Origin of the sequence: Bacillus sp. V2I10 (assembly GCF_030817055.1) — a bacterium.
GTDB lineage: Bacteria > Bacillota > Bacilli > Bacillales > Bacillaceae > Bacillus_P.
The window spans coordinates 3,639,127-3,660,311 of the sequence record NZ_JAUSYV010000001.1 but is presented as its reverse complement, the minus strand read 5'-3'; the positions used below and the strand labels follow the sequence as shown (position 1 = coordinate 3,660,311).

General features: G+C 42.3%; 21 protein-coding genes, 1 riboswitch and 1 other annotated feature. All 21 genes read left to right on the top strand.

Annotated features, from left to right (window positions below; translation table 11 throughout):
* Positions 1 to 10: 10 nt before the first annotated feature.
* The 21 genes from QFZ72_RS18480 (at position 11) to QFZ72_RS18380 (ending at position 21,170) form a co-directional block, all read left to right on the top strand.
* Positions 11 to 448 (top strand): cell division protein SepF, encoded by a 438-nt coding sequence (locus QFZ72_RS18480; RefSeq protein WP_307436156.1) that lies wholly within the window; start codon positions 11 to 13, stop codon positions 446 to 448.
* A 6-nt stretch (positions 449 to 454) separates the two neighbouring features.
* The gene (locus QFZ72_RS18475; RefSeq protein WP_223442120.1) at positions 455 to 718 is read left to right on the top strand and encodes a YggT family protein; all 264 of its coding nucleotides are present in this window, start codon (positions 455 to 457) and stop codon (positions 716 to 718) included.
* Between the two features lie 64 nt (positions 719 to 782).
* Positions 783 to 1,553, top strand: a complete 771-nt coding sequence (locus tag QFZ72_RS18470; RefSeq protein WP_373464706.1) for a YlmH family RNA-binding protein — start codon at positions 783 to 785, stop codon at positions 1,551 to 1,553.
* A gap of 99 nt (positions 1,554 to 1,652) precedes the next feature.
* Complete coding sequence (locus QFZ72_RS18465; RefSeq protein ID WP_070879099.1) at positions 1,653 to 2,159, top strand: DivIVA domain-containing protein; 507 nt, start codon at positions 1,653 to 1,655, stop codon at positions 2,157 to 2,159.
* A gap of 65 nt (positions 2,160 to 2,224) precedes the next feature.
* Positions 2,225 to 2,450 (top strand) — a binding site (T-box leader).
* An 81-nt stretch (positions 2,451 to 2,531) separates the two neighbouring features.
* Complete coding sequence (gene ileS / locus QFZ72_RS18460) at positions 2,532 to 5,303, top strand: isoleucine--tRNA ligase (RefSeq protein WP_307436151.1); 2,772 nt, start codon at positions 2,532 to 2,534, stop codon at positions 5,301 to 5,303.
* Between the two features lie 289 nt (positions 5,304 to 5,592).
* Complete coding sequence (locus QFZ72_RS18455) at positions 5,593 to 5,790, top strand: hypothetical protein (protein WP_307436148.1); 198 nt, start codon at positions 5,593 to 5,595, stop codon at positions 5,788 to 5,790.
* A 59-nt stretch (positions 5,791 to 5,849) separates the two neighbouring features.
* Positions 5,850 to 6,221: a TraR/DksA family transcriptional regulator gene (locus QFZ72_RS18450; protein WP_307436145.1), complete on the top strand. Its 372-nt coding sequence runs from the start codon at positions 5,850 to 5,852 to the stop codon at positions 6,219 to 6,221.
* Positions 6,222 to 6,311: 90 nt separating this feature from the next.
* Positions 6,312 to 6,794, top strand: coding sequence for a signal peptidase II (gene lspA, locus QFZ72_RS18445; protein WP_307436142.1), 483 nt, complete (start codon positions 6,312 to 6,314; stop codon positions 6,792 to 6,794).
* Positions 6,775 to 7,689, top strand: a complete 915-nt coding sequence (locus QFZ72_RS18440; protein WP_307436140.1) for an RluA family pseudouridine synthase — start codon at positions 6,775 to 6,777, stop codon at positions 7,687 to 7,689. Before lspA ends, QFZ72_RS18440 begins: the two co-directional genes overlap by 20 nt.
* Positions 7,690 to 7,878: 189 nt before the next feature.
* Complete coding sequence (gene pyrR / locus QFZ72_RS18435; RefSeq protein ID WP_307436137.1) at positions 7,879 to 8,424, top strand: bifunctional pyr operon transcriptional regulator/uracil phosphoribosyltransferase PyrR; 546 nt, start codon at positions 7,879 to 7,881, stop codon at positions 8,422 to 8,424.
* Between the two features lie 147 nt (positions 8,425 to 8,571).
* The gene (locus QFZ72_RS18430) at positions 8,572 to 9,879 is read left to right on the top strand and encodes a solute carrier family 23 protein (protein ID WP_307436134.1); all 1,308 of its coding nucleotides are present in this window, start codon (positions 8,572 to 8,574) and stop codon (positions 9,877 to 9,879) included.
* Between the two features lie 142 nt (positions 9,880 to 10,021).
* Complete coding sequence (locus QFZ72_RS18425) at positions 10,022 to 10,942, top strand: aspartate carbamoyltransferase catalytic subunit (RefSeq protein ID WP_307436132.1); 921 nt, start codon at positions 10,022 to 10,024, stop codon at positions 10,940 to 10,942.
* A complete protein-coding gene (locus QFZ72_RS18420) occupies positions 10,926 to 12,212 on the top strand; it encodes a dihydroorotase (protein WP_307436130.1) in 1,287 nt (428 codons plus the stop codon). The genes QFZ72_RS18425 and QFZ72_RS18420 overlap by 17 nt, the downstream gene beginning before the upstream one ends.
* Positions 12,209 to 13,309: a carbamoyl phosphate synthase small subunit gene (locus QFZ72_RS18415; RefSeq protein ID WP_307436126.1), complete on the top strand. Its 1,101-nt coding sequence runs from the start codon at positions 12,209 to 12,211 to the stop codon at positions 13,307 to 13,309. The genes QFZ72_RS18420 and QFZ72_RS18415 overlap by 4 nt, the downstream gene beginning before the upstream one ends.
* Positions 13,294 to 16,506, top strand: coding sequence for a carbamoyl-phosphate synthase large subunit (carB, locus tag QFZ72_RS18410; protein WP_307436124.1), 3,213 nt, complete (start codon positions 13,294 to 13,296; stop codon positions 16,504 to 16,506). Before QFZ72_RS18415 ends, carB begins: the two co-directional genes overlap by 16 nt.
* The gene (locus QFZ72_RS18405) at positions 16,503 to 17,288 is read left to right on the top strand and encodes a dihydroorotate dehydrogenase electron transfer subunit (RefSeq protein ID WP_307436121.1); all 786 of its coding nucleotides are present in this window, start codon (positions 16,503 to 16,505) and stop codon (positions 17,286 to 17,288) included. The genes carB and QFZ72_RS18405 overlap by 4 nt, the downstream gene beginning before the upstream one ends.
* The gene (locus tag QFZ72_RS18400; protein ID WP_307436119.1) at positions 17,282 to 18,217 is read left to right on the top strand and encodes a dihydroorotate dehydrogenase; all 936 of its coding nucleotides are present in this window, start codon (positions 17,282 to 17,284) and stop codon (positions 18,215 to 18,217) included. Before QFZ72_RS18405 ends, QFZ72_RS18400 begins: the two co-directional genes overlap by 7 nt.
* On the top strand, positions 18,186 to 18,905 hold the full coding sequence (pyrF, locus tag QFZ72_RS18395; RefSeq protein WP_307436115.1) for an orotidine-5'-phosphate decarboxylase: 720 nt from the start codon (positions 18,186 to 18,188) through the stop codon (positions 18,903 to 18,905). The genes QFZ72_RS18400 and pyrF overlap by 32 nt, the downstream gene beginning before the upstream one ends.
* Positions 18,902 to 19,534, top strand: a complete 633-nt coding sequence (pyrE, locus tag QFZ72_RS18390) for an orotate phosphoribosyltransferase (RefSeq protein WP_307436112.1) — start codon at positions 18,902 to 18,904, stop codon at positions 19,532 to 19,534. The genes pyrF and pyrE overlap by 4 nt, the downstream gene beginning before the upstream one ends.
* A 471-nt stretch (positions 19,535 to 20,005) precedes the next feature.
* Positions 20,006 to 20,111: riboswitch (SAM riboswitch) on the top strand.
* 106 nt (positions 20,112 to 20,217) lie between these two features.
* On the top strand, positions 20,218 to 20,361 hold the full coding sequence (locus tag QFZ72_RS18385; RefSeq protein ID WP_223442170.1) for a YezD family protein: 144 nt from the start codon (positions 20,218 to 20,220) through the stop codon (positions 20,359 to 20,361).
* 107 nt (positions 20,362 to 20,468) lie between these two features.
* On the top strand, positions 20,469 to 21,170 hold the full coding sequence (locus tag QFZ72_RS18380) for a phosphoadenylyl-sulfate reductase (protein ID WP_307436107.1): 702 nt from the start codon (positions 20,469 to 20,471) through the stop codon (positions 21,168 to 21,170).
* Positions 21,171 to 21,185 lie beyond the last annotated feature (15 nt).

Below are 21,185 nucleotides of genomic sequence, written 5' to 3'. Positions count from 1 at the left end.
GTGTCAGAAGTTGAGTATTAAAAATAAGTTTAAAAGCTTTTTTGCCTTGGATGATGAAGAGTATGAATACGTTGAACAAGACCGTTATCAGGAAGATGACTTTGAAGATGAGCAGCCGTTTGCCGCAAAACCGCAGACTAAACAGAATGTTGTAAGTTTGCAAAGTGTTCAAAAATCATCTAAAGTGGTTTTATGCGAGCCTCGAGTTTATGCTGAAGCTCAGGATGTAGCCGATCAGCTAAAAAACCGGAGAGCGGTTGTAGTGAATCTCCAGCGTATTCAGCATGATCAGGCAAAACGGATTGTAGACTTTTTAAGCGGAACTGTGTACGCTATAGGAGGAGACATTCAAAAAATAGGAGCAAATATTTTTCTTTGCACTCCTGATAATGTGGATGTCGCAGGATCTATATCTGAAATTGTAACTGAAGAAGATCAGAGGTGGTAAATCTAGATGGGTATAGTAGCTGATGTATTATTTACATTATTGCAGATTTATTCGTACGCGATTATTATTTACATTCTGCTTTCCTGGTTTCCAAATGCAAGAGAAAGCGGTTTTGGCCAATTTTTAGCTAAGATTGTCGAACCTTATCTGGAACCATTCCGCAGATTCATTCCGCCGCTTGGAATGATTGATATTTCCCCGATTGTGGCGCTTCTTGCCCTAAGATTTGCGGGATATGGGCTGAATTCAATTTTCAGCATGATTGGATAAGATTGTCTTACAAGTGCCGTTTATCGGCACTGTTTTCATTTTAGAATGGTTGGAGCTGTATGAAGTGAACCATGTTTATCAGCATTTTAGACAGGAAGAGCGTCATTTCATTGATCAGGTGATGGAGTGGAAAGAAAATGTTCTGAATTTTTACAGTCCTAAACTGACTGACTTTCTTGATCCGAGAGAGCAGGAAATGGTTCAGGCTGTTGTCGGTTCAAACGGGGAAATAAATGTCATGTTTTCAGGTGATGACATGGAGAGAAAGCGTGCTCTTCTTTACCCTGATTACTTTACACCTTCCTTGGATGATTTTCAGTTATCATTGATTGAAATTCAATATCCAGTTAAATTTATCTCTCTTGAGCATCGCCATATTTTAGGATCACTTATGTCTCTTGGATTAAAACGGTCTAAATTTGGAGATCTTTTGTTCTTCGGTGAGCGGATTCAGCTTGTGGCAGCAAAAGAGGTTGAGGATTTTATTTTAATGAATGTAACCGAAATCGGCAGAGCAAAGGTTTCCCTTCGGAAGCTTGACTGGAGCCTGCGAATTCCGCATCATGAAGAAATTCAAGAGCTGTCTGCAACTGTCAGCTCATTAAGATTAGATGCTGTTGCAGCTTCTATTTATAATGTTTCCAGACAAAAAATCGGCATGCTCATTCAGAATGGACATGTAAAAGTAAACTGGAAAGTCACCGAGCAGACTTCCTTTGAATGCCGCGAGGGAGACACCTTTTCTGTCAGAGGTTTTGGGAGATCCAAGCTTTTGTCGATTGACGGCAGAACAAAGAAGGATAAATGGAAGCTGACTATTGGAAAACAAAAATAATTTCAGGGATTTAGCAGGAATTTTGACCTTTCTGTCTAATAATGAATTATACTATTTTAAAAGAAACGTTTCATTCAATACATAATGGAGGTGGCAGAAGTGCCCTTAACACCGTTAGATATTCATAACAAAGAATTCAACAAAGGCTTCCGCGGCTATGATGAAGATGAAGTGAACGAATTCCTTGATCAAGTGATAAAAGATTATGAAATGGCGATTCGCGAACGCAAAGAACTTGAATCAAAAGTCGGCGAATTGACTGAGAAGCTTGGTCATTTTGCAAACATTGAAGAAACTCTTAACAAATCGATTCTAGTTGCTCAGGAAGCAGCTGAAGAGGTTCGCCGCCACGCTCAAAAAGAAGCGAAATTAATTGTAAAAGAAGCAGAAAAGAACGCAGACCGCATCATTAATGAATCACTGTCTAAATCAAGAAAAATTGCAGTTGAGATTGAAGAACTCAAAAAGCAGTCTAAGGTTTTCCGCACTAGGTTCCAAATGCTGATTGAAGCACAGCTTGATCTTCTTAAAAATGACGACTGGGATCATTTATTAGAGTATGAAGTAGAAGCTCTTTACGAAGAACGCGAAGAATCTAAAGTGTAATCTTGACTTGCGTACATAGTTTCACATATAATACGATCACTACTACAATTATTATAAAATAAAAAATTGAAACGATGAGAGGGAGAGTAGCTCTTTTTAACCTTTTTAAGCGAGCCGGATCTGGTGGAAGCCCGGCAAAGGAGAATGAGTGAAGATCACCCTTGAGTTTTTTGCTGAAACAAATAGAAAGTAAGCAAAGACGCGTTATTCACGTTACGAATGTCGAGAGGATAAACAGGCTGTCGTTTATCTAAAAGGGTGGTACCGCGAGAAAACCTTCTCGTCCCTTATGGGATGAGAAGGTTTTTTGTGTTTTCTTATTTAATGGCTGTTTTCTAAAAGCCTACTTAAAAATTGTTTGGAGGAATACCCATGGAGTATAAAGATACACTGTTAATGCCAAAAACTGAATTTCCAATGCGCGGGAACTTGCCGAACCGCGAACCTCAAATGCAGGAAAAATGGGAAGAAATGAACATTTATCAAAAAGTGCAGGAGCGTACGAAAGATCGTCCAATGTTTATTCTGCATGATGGACCTCCATATGCAAATGGGGATATTCATATGGGGCATGCTTTAAACAAAGTGCTGAAAGATTTTATTGTCCGCTATAAATCAATGACGGGCTATAACGCACCATATGTGCCGGGCTGGGATACACACGGTCTTCCGATTGAAACAGCTTTAACTAAAAACAAAAAAGTAAACCGAAAAGAATTAAGTGTTGCTGAATTCCGCAAGCTTTGTGCTGAGTATGCATGGGAGCAAATCAATAACCAGCGTGAACAGTTCAAGCGACTGGGAGTTAGGGGAGACTGGGAAAATCCATATGTGACATTAAACCCTGAATATGAAGCACAGCAAATCAAAGTATTCGGTGAAATGGCGAAAAAAGGCTATATCTATAAAGGTCTTAAACCTGTTTATTGGTCTCCTTCAAGTGAATCTGCTTTAGCAGAAGCAGAAATCGAATATTATGATAAGCGATCTGCTTCCATTTATGTTGCATTTACTGTTACTGAAGGAAATGACGTATTAAACGGCGGAGAAAAAATCGTTATTTGGACGACAACTCCTTGGACGATTCCTGCAAATCTTGGTATTGCCGTACATCCTGAGCTTGAATACAGTGTTGTATCTGTAAAAGACGATTCTCTCATCGTGGCATCTGCTCTTTTGGAGACTGTTGCGAAAGAACTTGAGTGGGAAACTTACACTGTTTCAAAAACACTTAAAGGCGCTCAGCTTGAAAAAGTGGTTGCGAAACATCCTTTTTATGACCGCGAATCGCTTGTTGTTCTTGGAGAGCATGTCACAACAGAGGCTGGTACGGGTTGTGTACACACTGCTCCTGGACATGGGGAAGATGACTTTATTGTCGGTCAAAAATATGGACTTGGCGTTCTTTGCCCAGTTGATGAAAAAGGCCATATGACGAATGAAGCACCAGGCTTTGAAGGTATGTTTTATGATGCAGCAAATAAACCAATTACAGAAAAGCTTGATGAAGCAGGCGCTTTACTGAAATTATCGTTTATTACGCATTCTTATCCTCATGACTGGAGAACAAAAAAACCAACAATCTTTAGAGCAACGGCTCAGTGGTTTGCATCTATTAAAGACTTCCGTGAAGAGCTATTAACTGCTGTTAAAGAAACAAAATGGGTTCCAGCATGGGGAGAAACAAGATTATTCAATATGGTCCGCGACCGCGGAGACTGGTGTATTTCAAGACAGCGTGCGTGGGGAGTTCCAATTCCGGTTTTCTATGCTGAGAATGGAGAACCAATCATTACAGATGAAACGATCAATCATGTTTCAGGCTTGTTCCGTGAACATGGTTCCAATGTTTGGTTTGAACGTGAAACAAAAGATCTGCTTCCTGAAGGATTTAAACATGAAGGAAGCCCAAATGGATTGTTCACAAAAGAACAGGACATTATGGATGTATGGTTTGATTCAGGTTCATCCCATCAGGCTGTCTTATTAGAAAGAGATGACCTGCAGCGTTCGGCAGATCTTTATTTAGAAGGATCTGATCAATACCGCGGGTGGTTTAACTCTTCCTTATCAACAGCAGTTGCTGTAACTGGTAAAGCTCCATACAAAGGAGTGCTGAGCCATGGATTTGCTCTTGACGGTGAAGGACGCAAAATGAGTAAATCTTTAGGAAACGTCGTACTGCCTTCAAAAGTCATGAACCAGCTTGGTGGAGACATCCTTCGTCTATGGGTAGCATCTGTTGATTTCCAGGCAGACGTAAGAGTTTCTGATAATATCTTAAAGCAAGTTGCTGAAGTATACAGAAAAATCCGCAACACATTCCGTTTCCTGCTTGGAAACCTTGCAGATTTTAATCCGGCAAAAGACGCCTTGTCATATGAGGAGCTGCGTGATGTAGATCGTTATATGCTTGTAAAGCTGAATAAACTAACAGATAAAGTGAAAAAATCCTATGAAGAATATGAGTTTGCAGCGATTTTCCATGCGGTTCATAACTTCTGTACGATTGAACTTAGCTCATTTTATCTTGATTTCGCAAAAGATGTTCTGTACATTGAAGCACCAGATAATAAAGAGCGCCGTGCTATTCAAACTGTTTTGCACGAAACGCTTCTTTCTTTAGTGAAGTTAGTAACACCAATCCTTCCTCACACTGCCGACGAAGTTTGGACACATATTAATTCTGTAACAGAAGAAAGTGTTCAGCTTGTTGATATGCCGGAAGTGAAGACCCTTGAAAATGCAGATGCATTAGAAGAAAAATGGGATGCTTTCATGGAACTTCGTGATGATGTACTGAAGGCACTTGAAGTGGCAAGAAACGAAAAAGTAATCGGCAAGTCATTAACAGCAAGCATTGAACTTTATGTTGATGCTGAAACGAAGCAATTGCTTGATTCAGTTGAAGAAAACCTCAAGCAGCTGTTTATCGTATCAGGCTTTAAGCTTGCAGGTGACTATGACGCAGCACCGGAAGAGGCTCATGTATTCGATCATGTGAAAATTGCTGTGAAGCCTGCTGAAGGCGAAACATGTGAAAGATGCTGGGTTGTCACAACGGATGTTGGCAGCAATGAAAATCATAAAACTCTTTGCGGCCGCTGTGCAGCAATTGTTGATGAAAACTATACAACTGCTTAAATTATTGGGAACCGCTGACTTCATTGATCAGCGGTTTTTTTATATTTAGTGCGTTGTGGCAGGGCTGCTTTAAGTAAAGACTTATTGGCTTAGAAAAGATTATTTAGTATGGGGATCAAACGTTGAATGAATATCGGCTAATAAAGCTATTATTGGGATAAAAAATTCTATAATTGGCTTTATATACAGAAAAGCAGCTAACATTGCAGAGACTCAGCTAGATGAAAAAATCAATTGGCTAGAAAAATTCAATATTCAGCAAGATAAATCATGAAAACGGATAGAAAAAATGAAAAAGTGGATAATAAAATCCTTGTTTTCGCAAATAACAATTGGAGCGGATCCGTTTTTGTATCTGTCTGTCGGAGTTAACCAGGCGATTCCGCATTTCTTTGCGCCTTTTCTGTCGGATCCTTATCTGCCTGTCGGAGCTAAACAGTCGGTTCCGCTTTTCTTTGTCATTACAGGAAAATTCTTAAAAGCGTGAGCGGCAGGGAGAACGGATAGACTATGAGTACAAAGCAAGTACACAAGGAGTTGTCCGCTATGAGTATAGACGCCATTTGGTATGAGCTTCAAATTATGCAGCAGGAATTGAAATCAAGGCTGTTTGATCATTGCTTGTTTGAGGTGGATATGAATGAACAAAATCTATTTTATCCATTTAAAGAAAAAACAATTATGATTCATGTGAAAGAAGAATTAAATGATGTTGAAAGAGCTCTGCAGAAAATTGAAAACGGCACGTTCGGCATTTGTGAAGAAACAGGAACTCCAATTGCACTTGATAAGTTAGCCATTATCCCCACTGCGAGAACCATTCATGATTTTGCTTTTCAGGAACTTTATGAAAGAAAATCTCTGCCTCATCTCTATCTCAATCACCAATCCCACTATGAAGTGGGAGAATATCATTAAAACACTGCTTTCATGAGATACAAGCTTTACTCTTCTTTTTTGCCTGTGATACAATTCAAAGGTACATTATAGGAAAGTTGGGGAAAGCTTGTGCTTTACTATATCATCGCCCTTGTTATTATTGCGCTTGATCAGCTGACAAAATGGCTGATTGTCAATGAATTGGAAATCGGAGAAAGAATACCTGTTATTGAAAACGTACTGTATATTACATCACATCGGAACCAGGGTGCTGCCTGGGGAATTCTGCAGGGTCAGATGTGGTTTTTTTATGTCATTACCGTTATCGTCGTAATTGGACTCGTGATTTATATTCAGAAATATGCAAAAGACCAGCGTTTAATGGGAATGGCGCTCGGACTTATGCTTGGCGGAGCCATTGGCAATTTCATAGATCGTGTTATTCATCAGGAAGTGGTGGATTTTGTACAAACCTACATAGGAACATACCCATTTCCTATCTTTAACATAGCAGATTCGGCCCTTTGTGTAGGAGTTGTTTTGTTATTTATTGTCATGCTTTTTGAAGGGAAACAAGAGAAGGAGAAAGTGAATGAACAGCATAGAGATTAAGATTGATGACAGCAATAAATTTGAACGATTAGATAAACTGCTTGTGGCAGAGAATTCGGATTGGTCAAGAAGCCAAGTTCAAATATGGATTAAAGAAGGCCATGTAAAAGTAAACGATGCTGAATCGAGAAGCAATTATAAGGTACAGCCCGGCGATACGGTTACACTTCTCATTCCAGACCCTGAACCGCTTGATGTGATGCCAGAGGAGATGAACCTTGATATCTATTACGAGGATGGGGATGTCCTCGTTGTTAACAAGCTAAAAGGAATGGTCGTCCATCCTGCACCTGGCCATCTGTCAGGAACACTTGTTAATGGTCTGATGGCACACTGTAAAGACCTGTCAGGTATTAATGGAGTCATGAGACCGGGAATCGTTCATAGAATTGATAAGGATACCTCTGGACTTTTAATGGTTGCCAAGAATGATAAAGCTCATGAGTCATTAGTCAATCAGCTGGTTGAAAAATCAGTTACTAGACGATATCAGGCAATTGTTCACGGTGTCATCCAGCATGACAAAGGAACAGTTGATGCACCGATCGGCCGTGACAAACAGGACCGCCAAAGCATGACAGTAACTAATGAGCACAGTAAAGATGCTGTTACTCATTTTCATGTTCTTGACCGCTTTGAAGGATATACTTTAATCGAATGTCAGCTTGAAACGGGCAGAACGCATCAAATTCGTGTTCACATGAAATATATTGGTTTCCCGATTGTAGGAGATCCAAAGTACGGACCTAAGAAAACAATGAAAATAAACGGTCAGGCGCTTCATGCAGGCGTTCTTGGGTTTAAGCATCCGAGCACAGGAGAATACCTTGAGTTTAAAGCACCTCTGCCCGCAGAATTTGAAGAAGTTCTTTCGGAACTTAAAAATAACCGTTGACACATTCATGTTATTCTGACATAATGACAATAGTTTAAAAATGAACCTTTAATACAGTCCCGTGAGGCTGAGAAGGAAACGGATCTTATACGCTATTTCTGCGTATTTTAAGCTATGCATCCAAATCCCTCTTGCCAAATCGGCGAGAGGGATTTTTCTTTTTAAGGTTCTTAAGGAGAGGTGAGAAACATGCCGCAAAAAGCGATCGTTTTAGATCAGCAGTCCATAAGAAGAGCTTTAACTCGAATTGCACATGAAATTATCGAGCGGAATAAAGGAATCGATTCAGTGATTCTTGTCGGCATTAAGACAAGGGGCATTCACATTGCAAAAAGGTTAGCTGAACGCATCGAACAGATTGAAGGAAAGCCGGTTGAAGTAGGAGAACTTGATATCACGCTCTACCGTGACGATCTTTCAAAAAAAACGGACGATCAGGAGCCTCTTGTAAAAGGATCTGACATTCCGGCAGATATTACAAACAAAACCGTCATCCTTGTAGACGACGTTTTATACACGGGAAGAACAGTAAGAGCGGGACTTGATGCCTTAATCGATATTGGCAGACCATCGCAAATTCAGCTTGGAGTTCTTGTAGACCGCGGTCACCGTGAACTGCCGATCAGGGCAGATTATGTTGGGAAAAACATTCCGACTTCAAGCTCAGAAAAGATTGTTGTTGAACTGCTTGAAGTGGACGAAACAGATCAAGTAACCATTTACGAAAAAGAATAAAAACCTTTTAATGAAGTCCAGAGAGGCTGCAAAAGGGAAAGAAAATCACACGCCTGTGATTGATTCAGGCGGGATTATTCTGCCTCTTTGCTCCTTATGCAAAGAGGTTTTTTATTTCTCAAAACGAAAAGAAGCGGAGGAATGAAAATGAAAAAGAATCAAGAGAATGACATACATCTAGATGTAAATGAGATTCCAAAGCCGCTTTCATGGATTACACTCAGCTTTCAGCATTTGTTCGCAATGTTCGGCGCGACCATCCTGGTGCCTTTCCTTGTGGGTCTTGACCCGTCAGTAGCGCTGATTTCAAGCGGACTTGGAACAATTGCCTTCCTTTTAATTACAAAAGGTCAGGTGCCAGCTTACCTGGGATCATCCTTCGCGTTTATTGCTCCGATCATCGCAGCAAAGGCTGCGGCAGGTCCTGAGGGAGCAATGGTCGGCAGCTTTCTTGCCGGAGTTGTTTACGGAATTGTCGCTTTACTGATAAAAATGGTCGGATATAAGTGGATTATGAAGCTCTTGCCGCCGATTGTTGTCGGACCAGTCATCATCGTAATTGGTCTGAGCCTTGCAAACGTCGCAGTTGGGATGGCGATGAATAATCCGGATGGAGAATATAATCTGACTTACTTCTCGGTAGCGCTTGTAACACTTGCCATTACGATCATCTGCTCTGTTGTATTTAAAGGATTTATCAGTCTTATCCCGGTGCTTGTCGGAATCATTGGAGGCTATGTTTATGCCCTTGCAATCGGACTTGTAGATTTCAGCAAAGTCGCAGAGGCCAGTGTATTTGAAAAACCGGACTTTATCATTCCTTTTATCACCTATACACCTGGCTTCTCATATGAAATCATCCTGCTGATGGTGCCGGTCGCAATCGTCACACTGTCAGAACATATCGGACATCAGCTTGTACTTGGAAAAGTTGTCGGCCGTGACTATATAGAAAAGCCCGGCCTTCACCGCTCAATCTTAGGAGATGGAACTGCGACGATGATTGCATCATTAATAGGCGGGCCTCCAAACACGACATACGGTGAGAATATCGGTGTATTGGCCATAACGAGAGTATACAGCGTATATATTATTGCCGGAGCTGCTGTGATGGCGATCGTGTTCGGATTTATCGGTAAAATTTCAGCTCTGATCAGCTCCATTCCGACGCCGGTCATGGGCGGTGTATCCATTCTGCTTTTTGGAATCATCGCTTCATCAGGCCTCAGAATGCTTTCAGACAGCAAAATTGATTTTGGAAATAAGCGAAATCTTGTGATATCATCCGTCATTCTGGTTATCGGCATCGGCGGTGCTTTAATAAAAGTAAGTGAACAATTTGAGCTGCATGGCATGGCGCTTTCAGCCATCATCGGCATCCTTTTGAACCTTGTCCTTCCTGGACGAAAAGAGGCTGAAAGGGATCAGAACATGAAAGAAAACACAGCTGCATAATCACCTTTTAACGAAAGTCCAGAGAGGCTTTTAAGGGTGGATAGGCATTGGCAGATCAGCTTGATGATTTGTCATGCTTCCTCACACCCTGAATCTCTGATCAGGGTGTTTTTTTGCAAAAAAAAGATGGGGAGAGATGACTTTGAGGCACTTATTGAGAATGAATGATTTACCTGCAGATGAAATTATGAGGATATTAAAAGATGCAGAACGATTTAAAACAGGAAAGTCCTTGCTGCAGGAGACACCGAAATTTGTTGCTAATCTGTTTTTTGAACCAAGCACACGAACAAGATTCAGTTTTGAAGTAGCGGAAAAAAGACTGGGTCTGAACGTACTCAATTTTGACGCGTCGCACTCAAGTGTTCAAAAAGGAGAAACGTTGTATGATACTGTCCGGACGCTTGAGGCAATTGGTGCGGACGCAGTAGTCATCAGACATCCAGATGATGAGTACTTTACAGAATTGCAAGATAATATCAGCATTCCGATTTTGAATGCCGGAGACGGATGCGGCCATCACCCGACACAGTCTCTGCTGGATCTTCTGACAATTCAGCAGGAATTTAAACAATTTGAAGGCCTGACGATCTCCATCCATGGAGATATCAAACATAGCCGTGTAGCACGGTCAAATGCAGAAGTGCTGAAGCGGCTCGGAGCAAACGTTTTACTTTCAGGACCTGAGGAATGGAGAGATCCTTTCAATAAATTTGGTCAGTATGTAACGACAGATGAAGCCATAAAGACATCAGATGTAGTGATGCTGCTTAGAATTCAGCATGAGAGGCACCAAGGTGAAAATGAGGGGCTTACGGACTATCATCGCAGGTTTGGTTTAACTTTAGAAAGAGAAAATGCCATGAAGCCGAATGCCATCATCATGCACCCTGCACCGGTTAATCGCGGAGTTGAAATTGCAACCGAGCTTGTTGAAAGCAGAAAATCAAGGATCTTTAAGCAAATGGAAAATGGCGTTTTTGTCAGAATGGCCGTGCTGAAACGGGCATTAGCGAGTGCCAAATTAACAGAGGAGGAAAATACTTATGCATTTTATCATTAAAAATGGACGTATTTTAGATAACAGCGGTGCAGAAAAAAGAGCAGATATTCTGATTCAGGATGGAATCATTACTAAAATAGAAGAGAATATCAAGCATGAAACGGCACAGATCATTGATGCAAGAGGAAATCTTGTTTCTCCTGGCTTCGTCGATTTACACATTCATCTAAGAGAACCAGGAGGAGAGCATAAGGAAACAATCGAAACAGGCACAAAAGCAGCTGCTGCAGGAGGTTTCACAACTGTTGCTGCGATGCCTAATACAAAACCGGTGCCGGACCAGCCCGAGCAAATGGAATGGCTGCAGAATCGCATAAAAGAAACCGCTTCGGTCCGTGTTTTGCCATATGCCTCTATTACTGCACGCCAGGCTGGAAAAGAGCTGACAGACTTTGATGGCTTAAAACAGGCAGGCGCCTTTGCTTTTACAGATGACGGCGTAGGGGTCCAATCAGCCGGAATGATGTTTGAAGCAATGAAAAAAGCAGCGGGGCTTGGAGCGAGCATTGTTGCTCACTGTGAAGATAACTCGCTGATTTATAAGGGAGCTTTGCATGACGGGGAATTCGCAAAAAAACATGGCATTAACGGCATTCCTTCTGTATGCGAGGCTGTACAGATTGCAAGGGATGTTTTGCTTGCAGAAGCAGCAGACTGCCATTACCACGTCTGTCACATCAGTACAAAGGAATCTGTAAGAGTTGTAAGAGATGCAAAGAAGGCAGGCATAAACGTTACGGCTGAAGTAACTCCTCACCATCTTCTCTTAAGCGACAGTGATATTCCTGAACTTGATACGAACTACAAAATGAATCCGCCGCTTCGCGGAAGGGATGACCGCCAGGCTTTAATTGAAGCATTGCTGGACGGAACCATCGATTTTATCGCAACAGATCACGCTCCGCATACAGAAGAGGAAAAAGCAGAAACGATTCAGCTTGCGCCATTTGGAATTGTCGGTTTGGAAACGGCATTCCCGCTGCTTTATACACGCTTTGTAGAGACAAACGAATGGTCACTGAAGCAGCTTATCGATTATTTGACAAGTAAGCCTTGTGAAGCTTTTAACCTTCCATATGGGAAATTGGAAGTTGGAAGTCCGGCAGATCTTACAATTATTGATTTGGAAGAAGAGAAGGAAATTGATCCCGAAACATTCCTTTCAAAAGGTAAAAACACTCCGTTTGGAGGATGGAAATGCAAGGGATGGCCAATTGCAACAATCGCACAAGGACAGCTAGTTTGGGAAAGGGAGAGAGTAAACGCATGATCAGACATCTAATTCTCGAAGACGGAACGATATTCACAGGACAAGGATTTGGAAGCGAAGAAGATACGATTGGAGAAATCGTTTTTCACACAGGAATGACAGGCTATCAGGAAATTTTATCTGACCCATCCTATTGTGGACAAATTGTCACACTTACTTATCCGCTTATCGGAAACTATGGAATTAACCGAGATGATTTTGAAACCATCTCGCCTTTCATAAACGGTTTTATCGTAAAAGAATTATGTGAAGTGCCATCAAACTTCAGAAGCGAGTATTCGCTTGATGAGTATTTTAAGCTCAAAAAGATACCTGGATTAGCAGGAATTGATACTCGCAAACTGACAAGGATTATCCGGACATATGGCACCTTGAAAGGGGCATTTTGCTCAGAGAAAGCAGATACGGAGGCGGTGCTTGCAAAATTAAGAGCGGCAAACCTTCCAACAAATCAAGTTGAAACTGTTTCAACAAAAACATCTTATCCGAGTCCTGGACGCGGCTGCAGAGTAGCATTAGTGGATTTTGGAATGAAGCATGGCATTTTGCGCGAGCTCAACAAGCGCGATTGTGACGTCGTCGTTGTTCCTCACACAACTACAGCAGAAGAAATTCTTCAATTAAATCCAGACGGCATTATGCTTTCAAATGGACCTGGGGATCCAAAAGATGTGCCGCATGCACTTGAAATGATCAACGGAGTGCTCGGTAAAATTCCGCTATTCGGAATTTGCCTTGGCCACCAGCTTTTCGCGCTGGCAGGAGGAGCAAACACTGAAAAAATGAAATTCGGACATCGCGGCTCAAATCATCCTGTTAAAGATTTATCAACAGGAAAAATTGCGATAACCTCTCAAAATCACGGCTACACCGTTACACTTGACTCGGTTGACTCAACTGATCTTGAAGTAACACACATTGCGCTGAATGATGGGTCAGTAGAAGGCCTTAAACATAAAGAACTTCCTGCATTTACAGTTCAGTATCACCCGGAAGCATCACCAGGACCGGAAGATGCAAACGGACTTTTTGATCAATTTATCGACATGATTGAAACTCACAAGAAAGAAGGGATCAAAGTATGCCAAAACGCGTAGATATAAAAAAAATCCTAGTAATAGGTTCAGGTCCGATTATTATTGGCCAGGCAGCAGAGTTTGATTATGCCGGTACACAGGCCTGCCTTGCTTTAAAAGAAGAAGGTTATGAGGTCATACTTGTAAATTCCAATCCGGCAACGATCATGACGGACACCGAGATGGCGGATAAAGTCTACATTGAACCATTAACAGTGGAATTTTTAACAAAAATCATCAGAAAAGAACGTCCTGATGCCCTTCTCCCGACACTTGGCGGACAAACAGGATTAAATATGGCAGTGGAGCTTGCAAATGCTGGGGTGCTTGAAGAGTGCAATGTTGAAATCTTAGGGACAAAGCTCAGCGCGATTCAACAAGCGGAAGACCGGGATCTGTTCCGCCAATTAATGAATGAGCTTGGCGAACCAGTGCCTGAAAGTGACATAGTTCATAACCTTCAAGAAGCGTTCGCTTTTGTAGATAAAGTAGGCTATCCCGTTATCGTAAGGCCAGCCTACACGCTTGGCGGAACAGGAGGAGGCATCTGTTCGAACGAAGAAGAACTGATTGAGATCGTAACGAGCGGATTAAAGTACAGTCCAGTGACTCAATGCCTTCTAGAAAAAAGCATTGCGGGCTACAAAGAGATTGAATATGAAGTGATGCGCGATAAAAATGACAGTGCGATTGTGGTCTGCAACATGGAAAATATCGATCCTGTAGGCATTCACACAGGTGACTCAATCGTAGTTGCACCAAGTCAGACTTTAAGCGACCGCGAATATCAAATGCTTCGCAACGTTTCGCTTAAAATCATCCGTGCCCTGCAAATCGAAGGCGGCTGCAACGTTCAGCTTGCTCTCGATCCAAACAGCTTTCAATACTACATCATTGAAGTGAATCCGCGTGTCAGCAGGTCATCAGCTCTTGCTTCAAAAGCAACTGGCTATCCAATTGCAAAGCTTGCAGCAAAGATTGCTGTCGGTCTGACGCTTGACGAAATGATGAATCCGGTTACCGGTAAAACATATGCCTGCTTTGAACCTGCACTTGACTATATCGTAACGAAAATTCCGAGATGGCCTTTTGACAAGTTTGAATCAGCAAACCGGAGACTCGGCACTCAAATGAAGGCGACCGGAGAAGTAATGGCGATCGGCAGAACGTTTGAAGAATCATTGCTGAAAGCGGTACGCTCACTTGAATCAGATGAATATCATCTTGATCTTAAGAATGCAGATGAATTCAGCAACGAACTAATCGAAAAGAGAATCCGCAAAGCAGGAGACGAACGTTTGTTTTATCTCTCTGAAGCGATCAGAAGAGGGGTATCCATTGAAACGATTCATGAGTGGAGTGCCATCGATCTCTTCTTCTTAGTAAAAATAGAAAAAATCATCAAGTTTGAAAATGTGCTGAAAGAAGCAAAGCTTGATGCGGATGTCCTTAAACAAGCTAAGAAAATGGGCTTCTCTGATATTGCAGTCGCAAGGCTCTGGAACATGACAGAACGTGAAGTCTATGATTACAGAAAACAGATTAATCTCTTCCCGGTTTTCAAAACAGTTGATACATGTGCAGCGGAGTTTGAATCAGAAACACCTTATTTCTACGGCACGTACGAAGATGAAAATGAATCAGCTGTGACAGAGAAAGAAAGTGTGATCGTCCTTGGTTCAGGACCAATCCGCATCGGTCAGGGTGTGGAATTTGATTATGCAACCGTTCATTCCGTATGGGCCATCAAAGAGGCCGGGTATGAGGCGATCATTATCAACAATAATCCTGAGACGGTCTCTACAGACTTCAGCATCTCAGATAAGCTTTACTTTGAACCGCTTACTGTAGAAGATGTCATGCATATTGTAGAACTTGAAAAACCGCGCGGCGTAGTCGTTCAATTTGGAGGTCAGACTGCTATTAATCTTGCAGAAGAGCTTGAAGCGAGAGGTGTGCAAATCCTTGGTACATCCCTTGAAGACTTGGACCGGGCTGAAAACAGAGATAAGTTTGAGTACACATTAGGCAAGCTTAACATCCCTCAGCCGCTTGGTAAAACAGCGACTTCTGTTGAAGAGGCAGTTAAAATTGCATCAGAGATCCGCTACCCTGTACTAGTCAGACCATCATATGTTCTCGGCGGCCGGGCAATGGAAATTGTTTATGAAGAAAAGGATCTGCTGCATTATATGAAAAATGCGGTAAAAGTAAATCCGCAGCATCCGGTTCTCATTGACAAATATTTAACAGGAAAAGAAATCGAAGTAGACGCGATTTCAGACGGCGAAACGGTCTTTATACCAGGAATTATGGAACACATCGAGCGTGCTGGCGTTCACTCAGGCGACTCAATTGCCGTCTATCCTCCGCAAACTCTGTCTGCAGAAATAAAGGAAACGATTATAGAAAGAACAATCGCTCTCGCTAAAGGATTAAACATAAAAGGCTTGCTGAATATCCAGTTTGTTATATACAAAAATGAAGTTTATGTGCTTGAGGTAAACCCAAGATCAAGCCGGACAGTGCCATTCTTAAGCAAGATTACGGGTGTTCCAATGGCGAATCTCGCAACAAAGGTAATTTTAGGAAAAACACTTAATGAGCTCGGCTATGAAACAGGCATTCAGACTGAGAGAGAAGGCGTCTATGTGAAAGTTCCGGTATTCTCCTTCGAAAAGCTGCGCAGAGTGGATATTACACTCGGCCCTGAAATGAAATCTACTGGAGAAGTCATGGGCAAGGATACAACGCTTGAAAAAGCTCTGTATAAAGGACTGATCGCATCTGGAATGAAGGTTCAGAATTTCGGACAGGTACTGCTGACGATTGCAGATAAAGATAAAGAAGAAGGCCTGGAAGTTGCAAGACGCTTCAGCGCCATCGGCTATCAGATCATGGCGACAAGCGGAACGGCTGAATACCTTCATGCCAATGGAGTAACAGCAAAGATTGTTAATAAAATCGGCAGCGAGGCTCCAAACATGCTTGATATCATCCGCACGAGCGAAGCACAGTTTGTCATTAATACACTGACAAAAGGAAAACAGCCGCAGCGGGATGGATTCCGTATCCGCCGCGAATCTGTAGAAAACGGCATTCCATGCTTAACATCACTTGATACGGCAAAAGCAATATTGAGAGTGCTCGAGTCCATGACCTTCTCAACAGACGAAATGCCAAAGCGCGCAAACAGCAAAGAGGTGACATACGCTTGATACAAAAAGAATGGATGACGATTGCAGATCACAAGGAATTGGCAGCAGGTATATACGAAATCACATTAAAAGGCAATTTAACCGATCACATGAATCAGCCAGGGCAGTTTGTACATGTGAAAGTTTCAGAGACAGCCTCACCGCTATTAAGAAGACCGATCAGCATAGCGAAAATAGATAAAGAGAATCAGGAATTCACCATGATATACAGAGCAGAGGGAGCAGGCACGAAGCTCCTTTCTGCAAGAAAAAATGGCGAGCTTGTTGATGTGCTCGGACCTCTCGGCAATGGATTCGATCCGGATCAGCTGGATAAAGGTGATACGGCGCTTCTTGTCGGCGGCGGGATCGGAGTGCCTCCTTTATATGAACTATCAAGACGCCTGGTTAAAAAAGGGGTTACCGTTAAACATGTTCTGGGCTTTCAATCAAAAGAGCATGTATTCTATGAAAAAGAGTTTCAAAAACTTGGAGATACCTATGTCACAACTGTAGACGGGTCTCATGGAAAAAAGGGGTTCGTCACCGATTTGATTAAAGAGTATGAGCTCACCTTTGATGCGCTGTTTTCCTGCGGACCTACTCCTATGCTCGCAAACATTGAAAAACTCTTCCCCGAAAAGCCGGTCTTTCTGTCACTCGAAGAACGGATGGGCTGCGGAATTGGTGCTTGCTTCGCATGTGTTTGTCATACAGCTGATGATCCTGCTGGCACTTCTTATAAAAAAGTGTGCAGCGACGGACCAGTATTTAAAGCCGGGGAGGTGCTTTTATCATGCTGAACTTCGAATTGCCCGGACTATCTCTGAAAAATCCTGTAATGCCGGCCTCAGGCTGCTTTGGCTTCGGAAAAGAATTTGCAAACCTGTACGATTTAAGCAGTCTTGGTGCGATTATGATTAAAGCTGCTACGGCAGAAGCGCGATTTGGCAACCCGACGCCAAGAGTAGCGGAGACAGAAGCAGGCATGCTTAATGCCATAGGTCTTCAAAATCCAGGCTTAAAAGGAGTGCTCGAAAATGAGCTTCCCTGGCTGGAGTCATATGACGTGCCGATCATTGCGAATGTAGCTGGCTCCGCACAGGAGGATTATGTTGAAGTAGCAAGAGAAATCAGCAGGGCAAAAAATGTCCGTGCGATTGAACTGAATATCTCCTGCCCGAATGTAAAAACGGGGGGGATTGCATTTGGAACGGACCCTGAGATCGCCGCCTCTTTGACAAGGGCAGTAAAGGAAGTATCAGAAGTGCCTGTTTATGTGAAGCTTTCGCCAAATGTAAGCAACATTGTAGATATCGCCAAAGCCATTGAAAACGCCGGTGCTGATGGTTTAACCATGATCAATACGCTGCTTGGCATGAGGCTGAACATGAGAACGGCTAAACCAATTCTCGCTAACCGCTCTGGCGGATTATCAGGTCCTGCAATTAAGCCTGTCGCAATCAGAATGGTGTATGAAGTAAGCCAGGCTGTTTCCATTCCGATTATCGGCATGGGAGGCGTGCAGACAGCAGAAGACGTGATTGAATTTATGTATGCAGGTGCAAGTGCAGTCGCTGTCGGAACGGCAAATTTTGTGAATCCGTATGTATGTCCGGAGATCATTGAACAATTGCCGCAAACATTAAAAGAATATGGCTTTGATCATATTTCAGAATGCATCGGAAGGAGCTGGAAGAATGAACGGAAGACCGCTTATCATCGCGCTTGATTTTCCAAATGGGAAAGAAGTGGACGGATTTTTAAAAAAGCTGCCTGAACAAAAGCTTTATGTGAAAGTGGGAATGGAGCTATTTTATCAGGAAGGTCCTTCGATTATTCATCAGCTTAAATCAGCGGGGCATGACATTTTTCTTGATTTGAAGCTCCATGATATTCCTCAGACAGTCAAGCAGGCCATGAAAGGACTGGCAAAGCTTGAAGTGGACCTGGTTAATGTTCATGCTGCGGGCGGAAGTGCGATGATGCAGGCTGCGATGGAAGGATTGGAAGCAGGAACGCGGACAGGGTCAAAAAGGCCTGACTGCATTGCTGTCACTCAATTGACTAGCACATCTGAGGCCATGCTTAATCATGAACTTCTCATACGAAAAGGCCTGAACGAAACAGTCCTTCACTATGCCAAACTGGCAAATGAAAGCGGACTTGATGGCATTGTCTGCTCTTCGCTTGAAGTACCTGAAATATATAAGCATTTGAACCGTTCTTTCCATACCATTACGCCTGGAATCCGACTCGCTGAAGACTCACTGAATGATCAAGTGAGAGTGGCGACGCCTGAGAAGGCAAGAGAACTGGGATCAACAGCCATTGTTGTCGGAAGAAGCATAACTAAAGCAAATGATCCGCTGACTGCATACTTACAAATGAAAAACGCATGGGAGGGTCTGCCTGTATGAAACATCAAATTGCTGAGCAGCTGCTAAAAATTGAAGCCGTTTTTTTAAGTCCAAATGAGCCATTTACATGGTCAAGCGGCCTAAAGTCGCCAATCTATTGCGACAATCGCCTGACATTATCCTATCCTGAAGTCAGAAAAGACATTGCAGAGGGCTTAACTAAGCTAATCAGGGAAGAGTATCCCCAGGCTGAAATGATTGCAGGAACCGCAACAGCGGGTATCCCGCATGCTGCATGGGTGAGCGATCTGCTTAATTTGCCAATGTGCTACGTCAGAAGCAAGCCGAAAGGCCATGGAAAAGGCAATCAAATAGAAGGTAAAGTGCATGAGGGTCAAAAAGTAGTAGTTGTTGAAGATTTAATCTCAACAGGAGGAAGCGTTATTACGGCTGTTCAGGCGCTTAGAGAGGCAGGCTGTGAAGTGATTGGAGTTGTCTCCATCTTCACATATGAACTGCAAAAAGGCGCAGAGATGCTCGAAGATGCCGGAATACATGCTGTTTCCCTAACCGATTATTCTTCATTGATTGATGTAGCTCTGAAAAAGGGAGCAATTGAAAAAAAAGATCTTGAAAAGCTGATAAAATGGCGCGAAAATCCTGCAAATGAAGCATGGTTGACTGTTTAAAAGGCAAGAAAGCAAAGTCGTTTTTGACTTTGCTTTTTTATTGCCAAATCAAAAATGAACTTAGAAAAGAAACAAGGCTTATTAGAAGATAACCTGTTCGAAACAATTTAATCTGCCATGCTTCTGGAAGGAACCTTTTGCAAATACCAAAGCTTGCATGACCGATCCAGCCAAATGCCCCAAAAAGGCCTGCTTGTTCTTTTTTTATATTTCGGAAAATATGATGATCATCAAGCGTTACGACGGCATAAGCTAATGAAAATCCGCCTATAAGGAAAGTGAAAATGGTCATTATGGCTGGAATTAGGATAGGTTTCACCTCTCGGACAGTAATTTTTTATCGATAAAACCTTATTCCCGATTTGAAAGTTTAGCACTAAATTTAGCCTTTTAAATAAATTTTTTAATTCCGATCGAAAAACTAGGGTTGACAGAATGACTAATTGTGATAAAATTTAGAAAAATATAATAAACTTATCAAGAGAGGCGAAGGGATCTGGCCCTGCGAAGCCCGGCAACCTGCGTTCTGCAAGGTGCTAAATCCAGCAAAATGTAAACCCATTTTGAAAGATAAGGTACATCTACCTGAACAGTCTTTCAAATTGGAAGGCTTTTTTCTTTCTCAATTTGCGGTAAATTTCTCAGAAAGAAAGAGCGGATAAGAAATGAAATGGGGGACTGCAGTGGGAAAGGAAGAACATCTTGAAATCGTCATCGAAAGATTGCGGGAAATGCTGAAAACGATGAATTATGGTTCTGTCACATTGGTTGTTCAGGACGGCAAAGTGATTCAGCTTGAGAAGAATGAAAAAGTAAGAATTAAATAATATGCTGACTAGAAAAACTAGAGGCATTTTAACACTGAACGGGTTCCGTCATTCTGTTAAAATGTCTTTTTTTAACGGGACCTGGCTGATAGAGGGGAAGAATAAATATGCTTACGTATGAAACCTGGCAGGAGCCAGCCGCCGATTTTGAAGTTGATGACACTTATAAAGGCGCATTAAACGTTTTAAAGTGGAGTTATGGTCATTACGGCAAAGAGATTGTATATGCATGCAGCTTTGGAATAGAAGGCATGGTGCTTGTTGATTTAATTTCAAAAGTAGAGCCGGATGCAACGATCGTTTTTCTTGATACGGACGTACATTTTAAAGAAACCTATGAAACGATTGACCGGGTGCGGGAAAAATATCCGCAGCTGAATATCGTGATGAAGAAACCGGCTCTCACACTTGATGAGCAGGCAGCAGAATACGGCGATAAGCTTTGGGAAACAAATCCAAATAAATGCTGCCAAATCAGAAAGCTTCAGCCTCTTAACGAGACGTTATCGGAATCTGAAGCCTGGATCTCAGGGCTGCGCAGAGAGCAGTCAGAAACAAGGAAACATGTTCAATTCATTAACCGCGATGATAAATTTCAGTCGGTAAAAATATGTCCGCTGATTCACTGGACTTGGAAAGATGTGTGGCGGTACGTACACAAAAACGATTTGCCATATAACCCCCTGCATGACAGGGGCTATCCTAGCATTGGCTGCTCTCACTGCACCGCACCTGCATTTAATGCCGATGATTTGCGTTCCGGAAGATGGAGCGGGCAGGGTAAAACAGAATGCGGATTACATGGATAAGGAGCAGGCGCGGTG

Excerpts from the sequence above, each read along its gene's own strand:
- QFZ72_RS18430 (WP_307436134.1), top strand. The coding sequence starts at position 8,572 with ATGAAAAAGAATCAAGAGAATGACATACATCTAGATGTAAATGAGATT.
- pyrE (WP_307436112.1), top strand. The coding sequence starts at position 18,902 with ATGAAACATCAAATTGCTGAGCAGCTGCTAAAAATTGAAGCCGTTTTT.
- pyrR (WP_307436137.1), top strand. The coding sequence starts at position 7,879 with ATGCCGCAAAAAGCGATCGTTTTAGATCAGCAGTCCATAAGAAGAGCT.
- QFZ72_RS18380 (WP_307436107.1), top strand. The coding sequence starts at position 20,469 with ATGCTTACGTATGAAACCTGGCAGGAGCCAGCCGCCGATTTTGAAGTT.
- QFZ72_RS18400 (WP_307436119.1), top strand. The coding sequence starts at position 17,282 with ATGCTGAACTTCGAATTGCCCGGACTATCTCTGAAAAATCCTGTAATG.
- ileS (WP_307436151.1), top strand. The coding sequence starts at position 2,532 with ATGGAGTATAAAGATACACTGTTAATGCCAAAAACTGAATTTCCAATG.
- carB (WP_307436124.1), top strand. The coding sequence starts at position 13,294 with ATGCCAAAACGCGTAGATATAAAAAAAATCCTAGTAATAGGTTCAGGT.
- QFZ72_RS18420 (WP_307436130.1), top strand. The coding sequence starts at position 10,926 with ATGCATTTTATCATTAAAAATGGACGTATTTTAGATAACAGCGGTGCA.
- QFZ72_RS18450 (WP_307436145.1), top strand. The coding sequence starts at position 5,850 with ATGAGTATAGACGCCATTTGGTATGAGCTTCAAATTATGCAGCAGGAA.
- pyrF (WP_307436115.1), top strand. The coding sequence starts at position 18,186 with ATGAACGGAAGACCGCTTATCATCGCGCTTGATTTTCCAAATGGGAAA.
- QFZ72_RS18475 (WP_223442120.1), top strand. The coding sequence starts at position 455 with ATGGGTATAGTAGCTGATGTATTATTTACATTATTGCAGATTTATTCG.
- QFZ72_RS18440 (WP_307436140.1), top strand. The coding sequence starts at position 6,775 with ATGAACAGCATAGAGATTAAGATTGATGACAGCAATAAATTTGAACGA.
- QFZ72_RS18415 (WP_307436126.1), top strand. The coding sequence starts at position 12,209 with ATGATCAGACATCTAATTCTCGAAGACGGAACGATATTCACAGGACAA.
- QFZ72_RS18455 (WP_307436148.1), top strand. The coding sequence starts at position 5,593 with ATGAAAAAGTGGATAATAAAATCCTTGTTTTCGCAAATAACAATTGGA.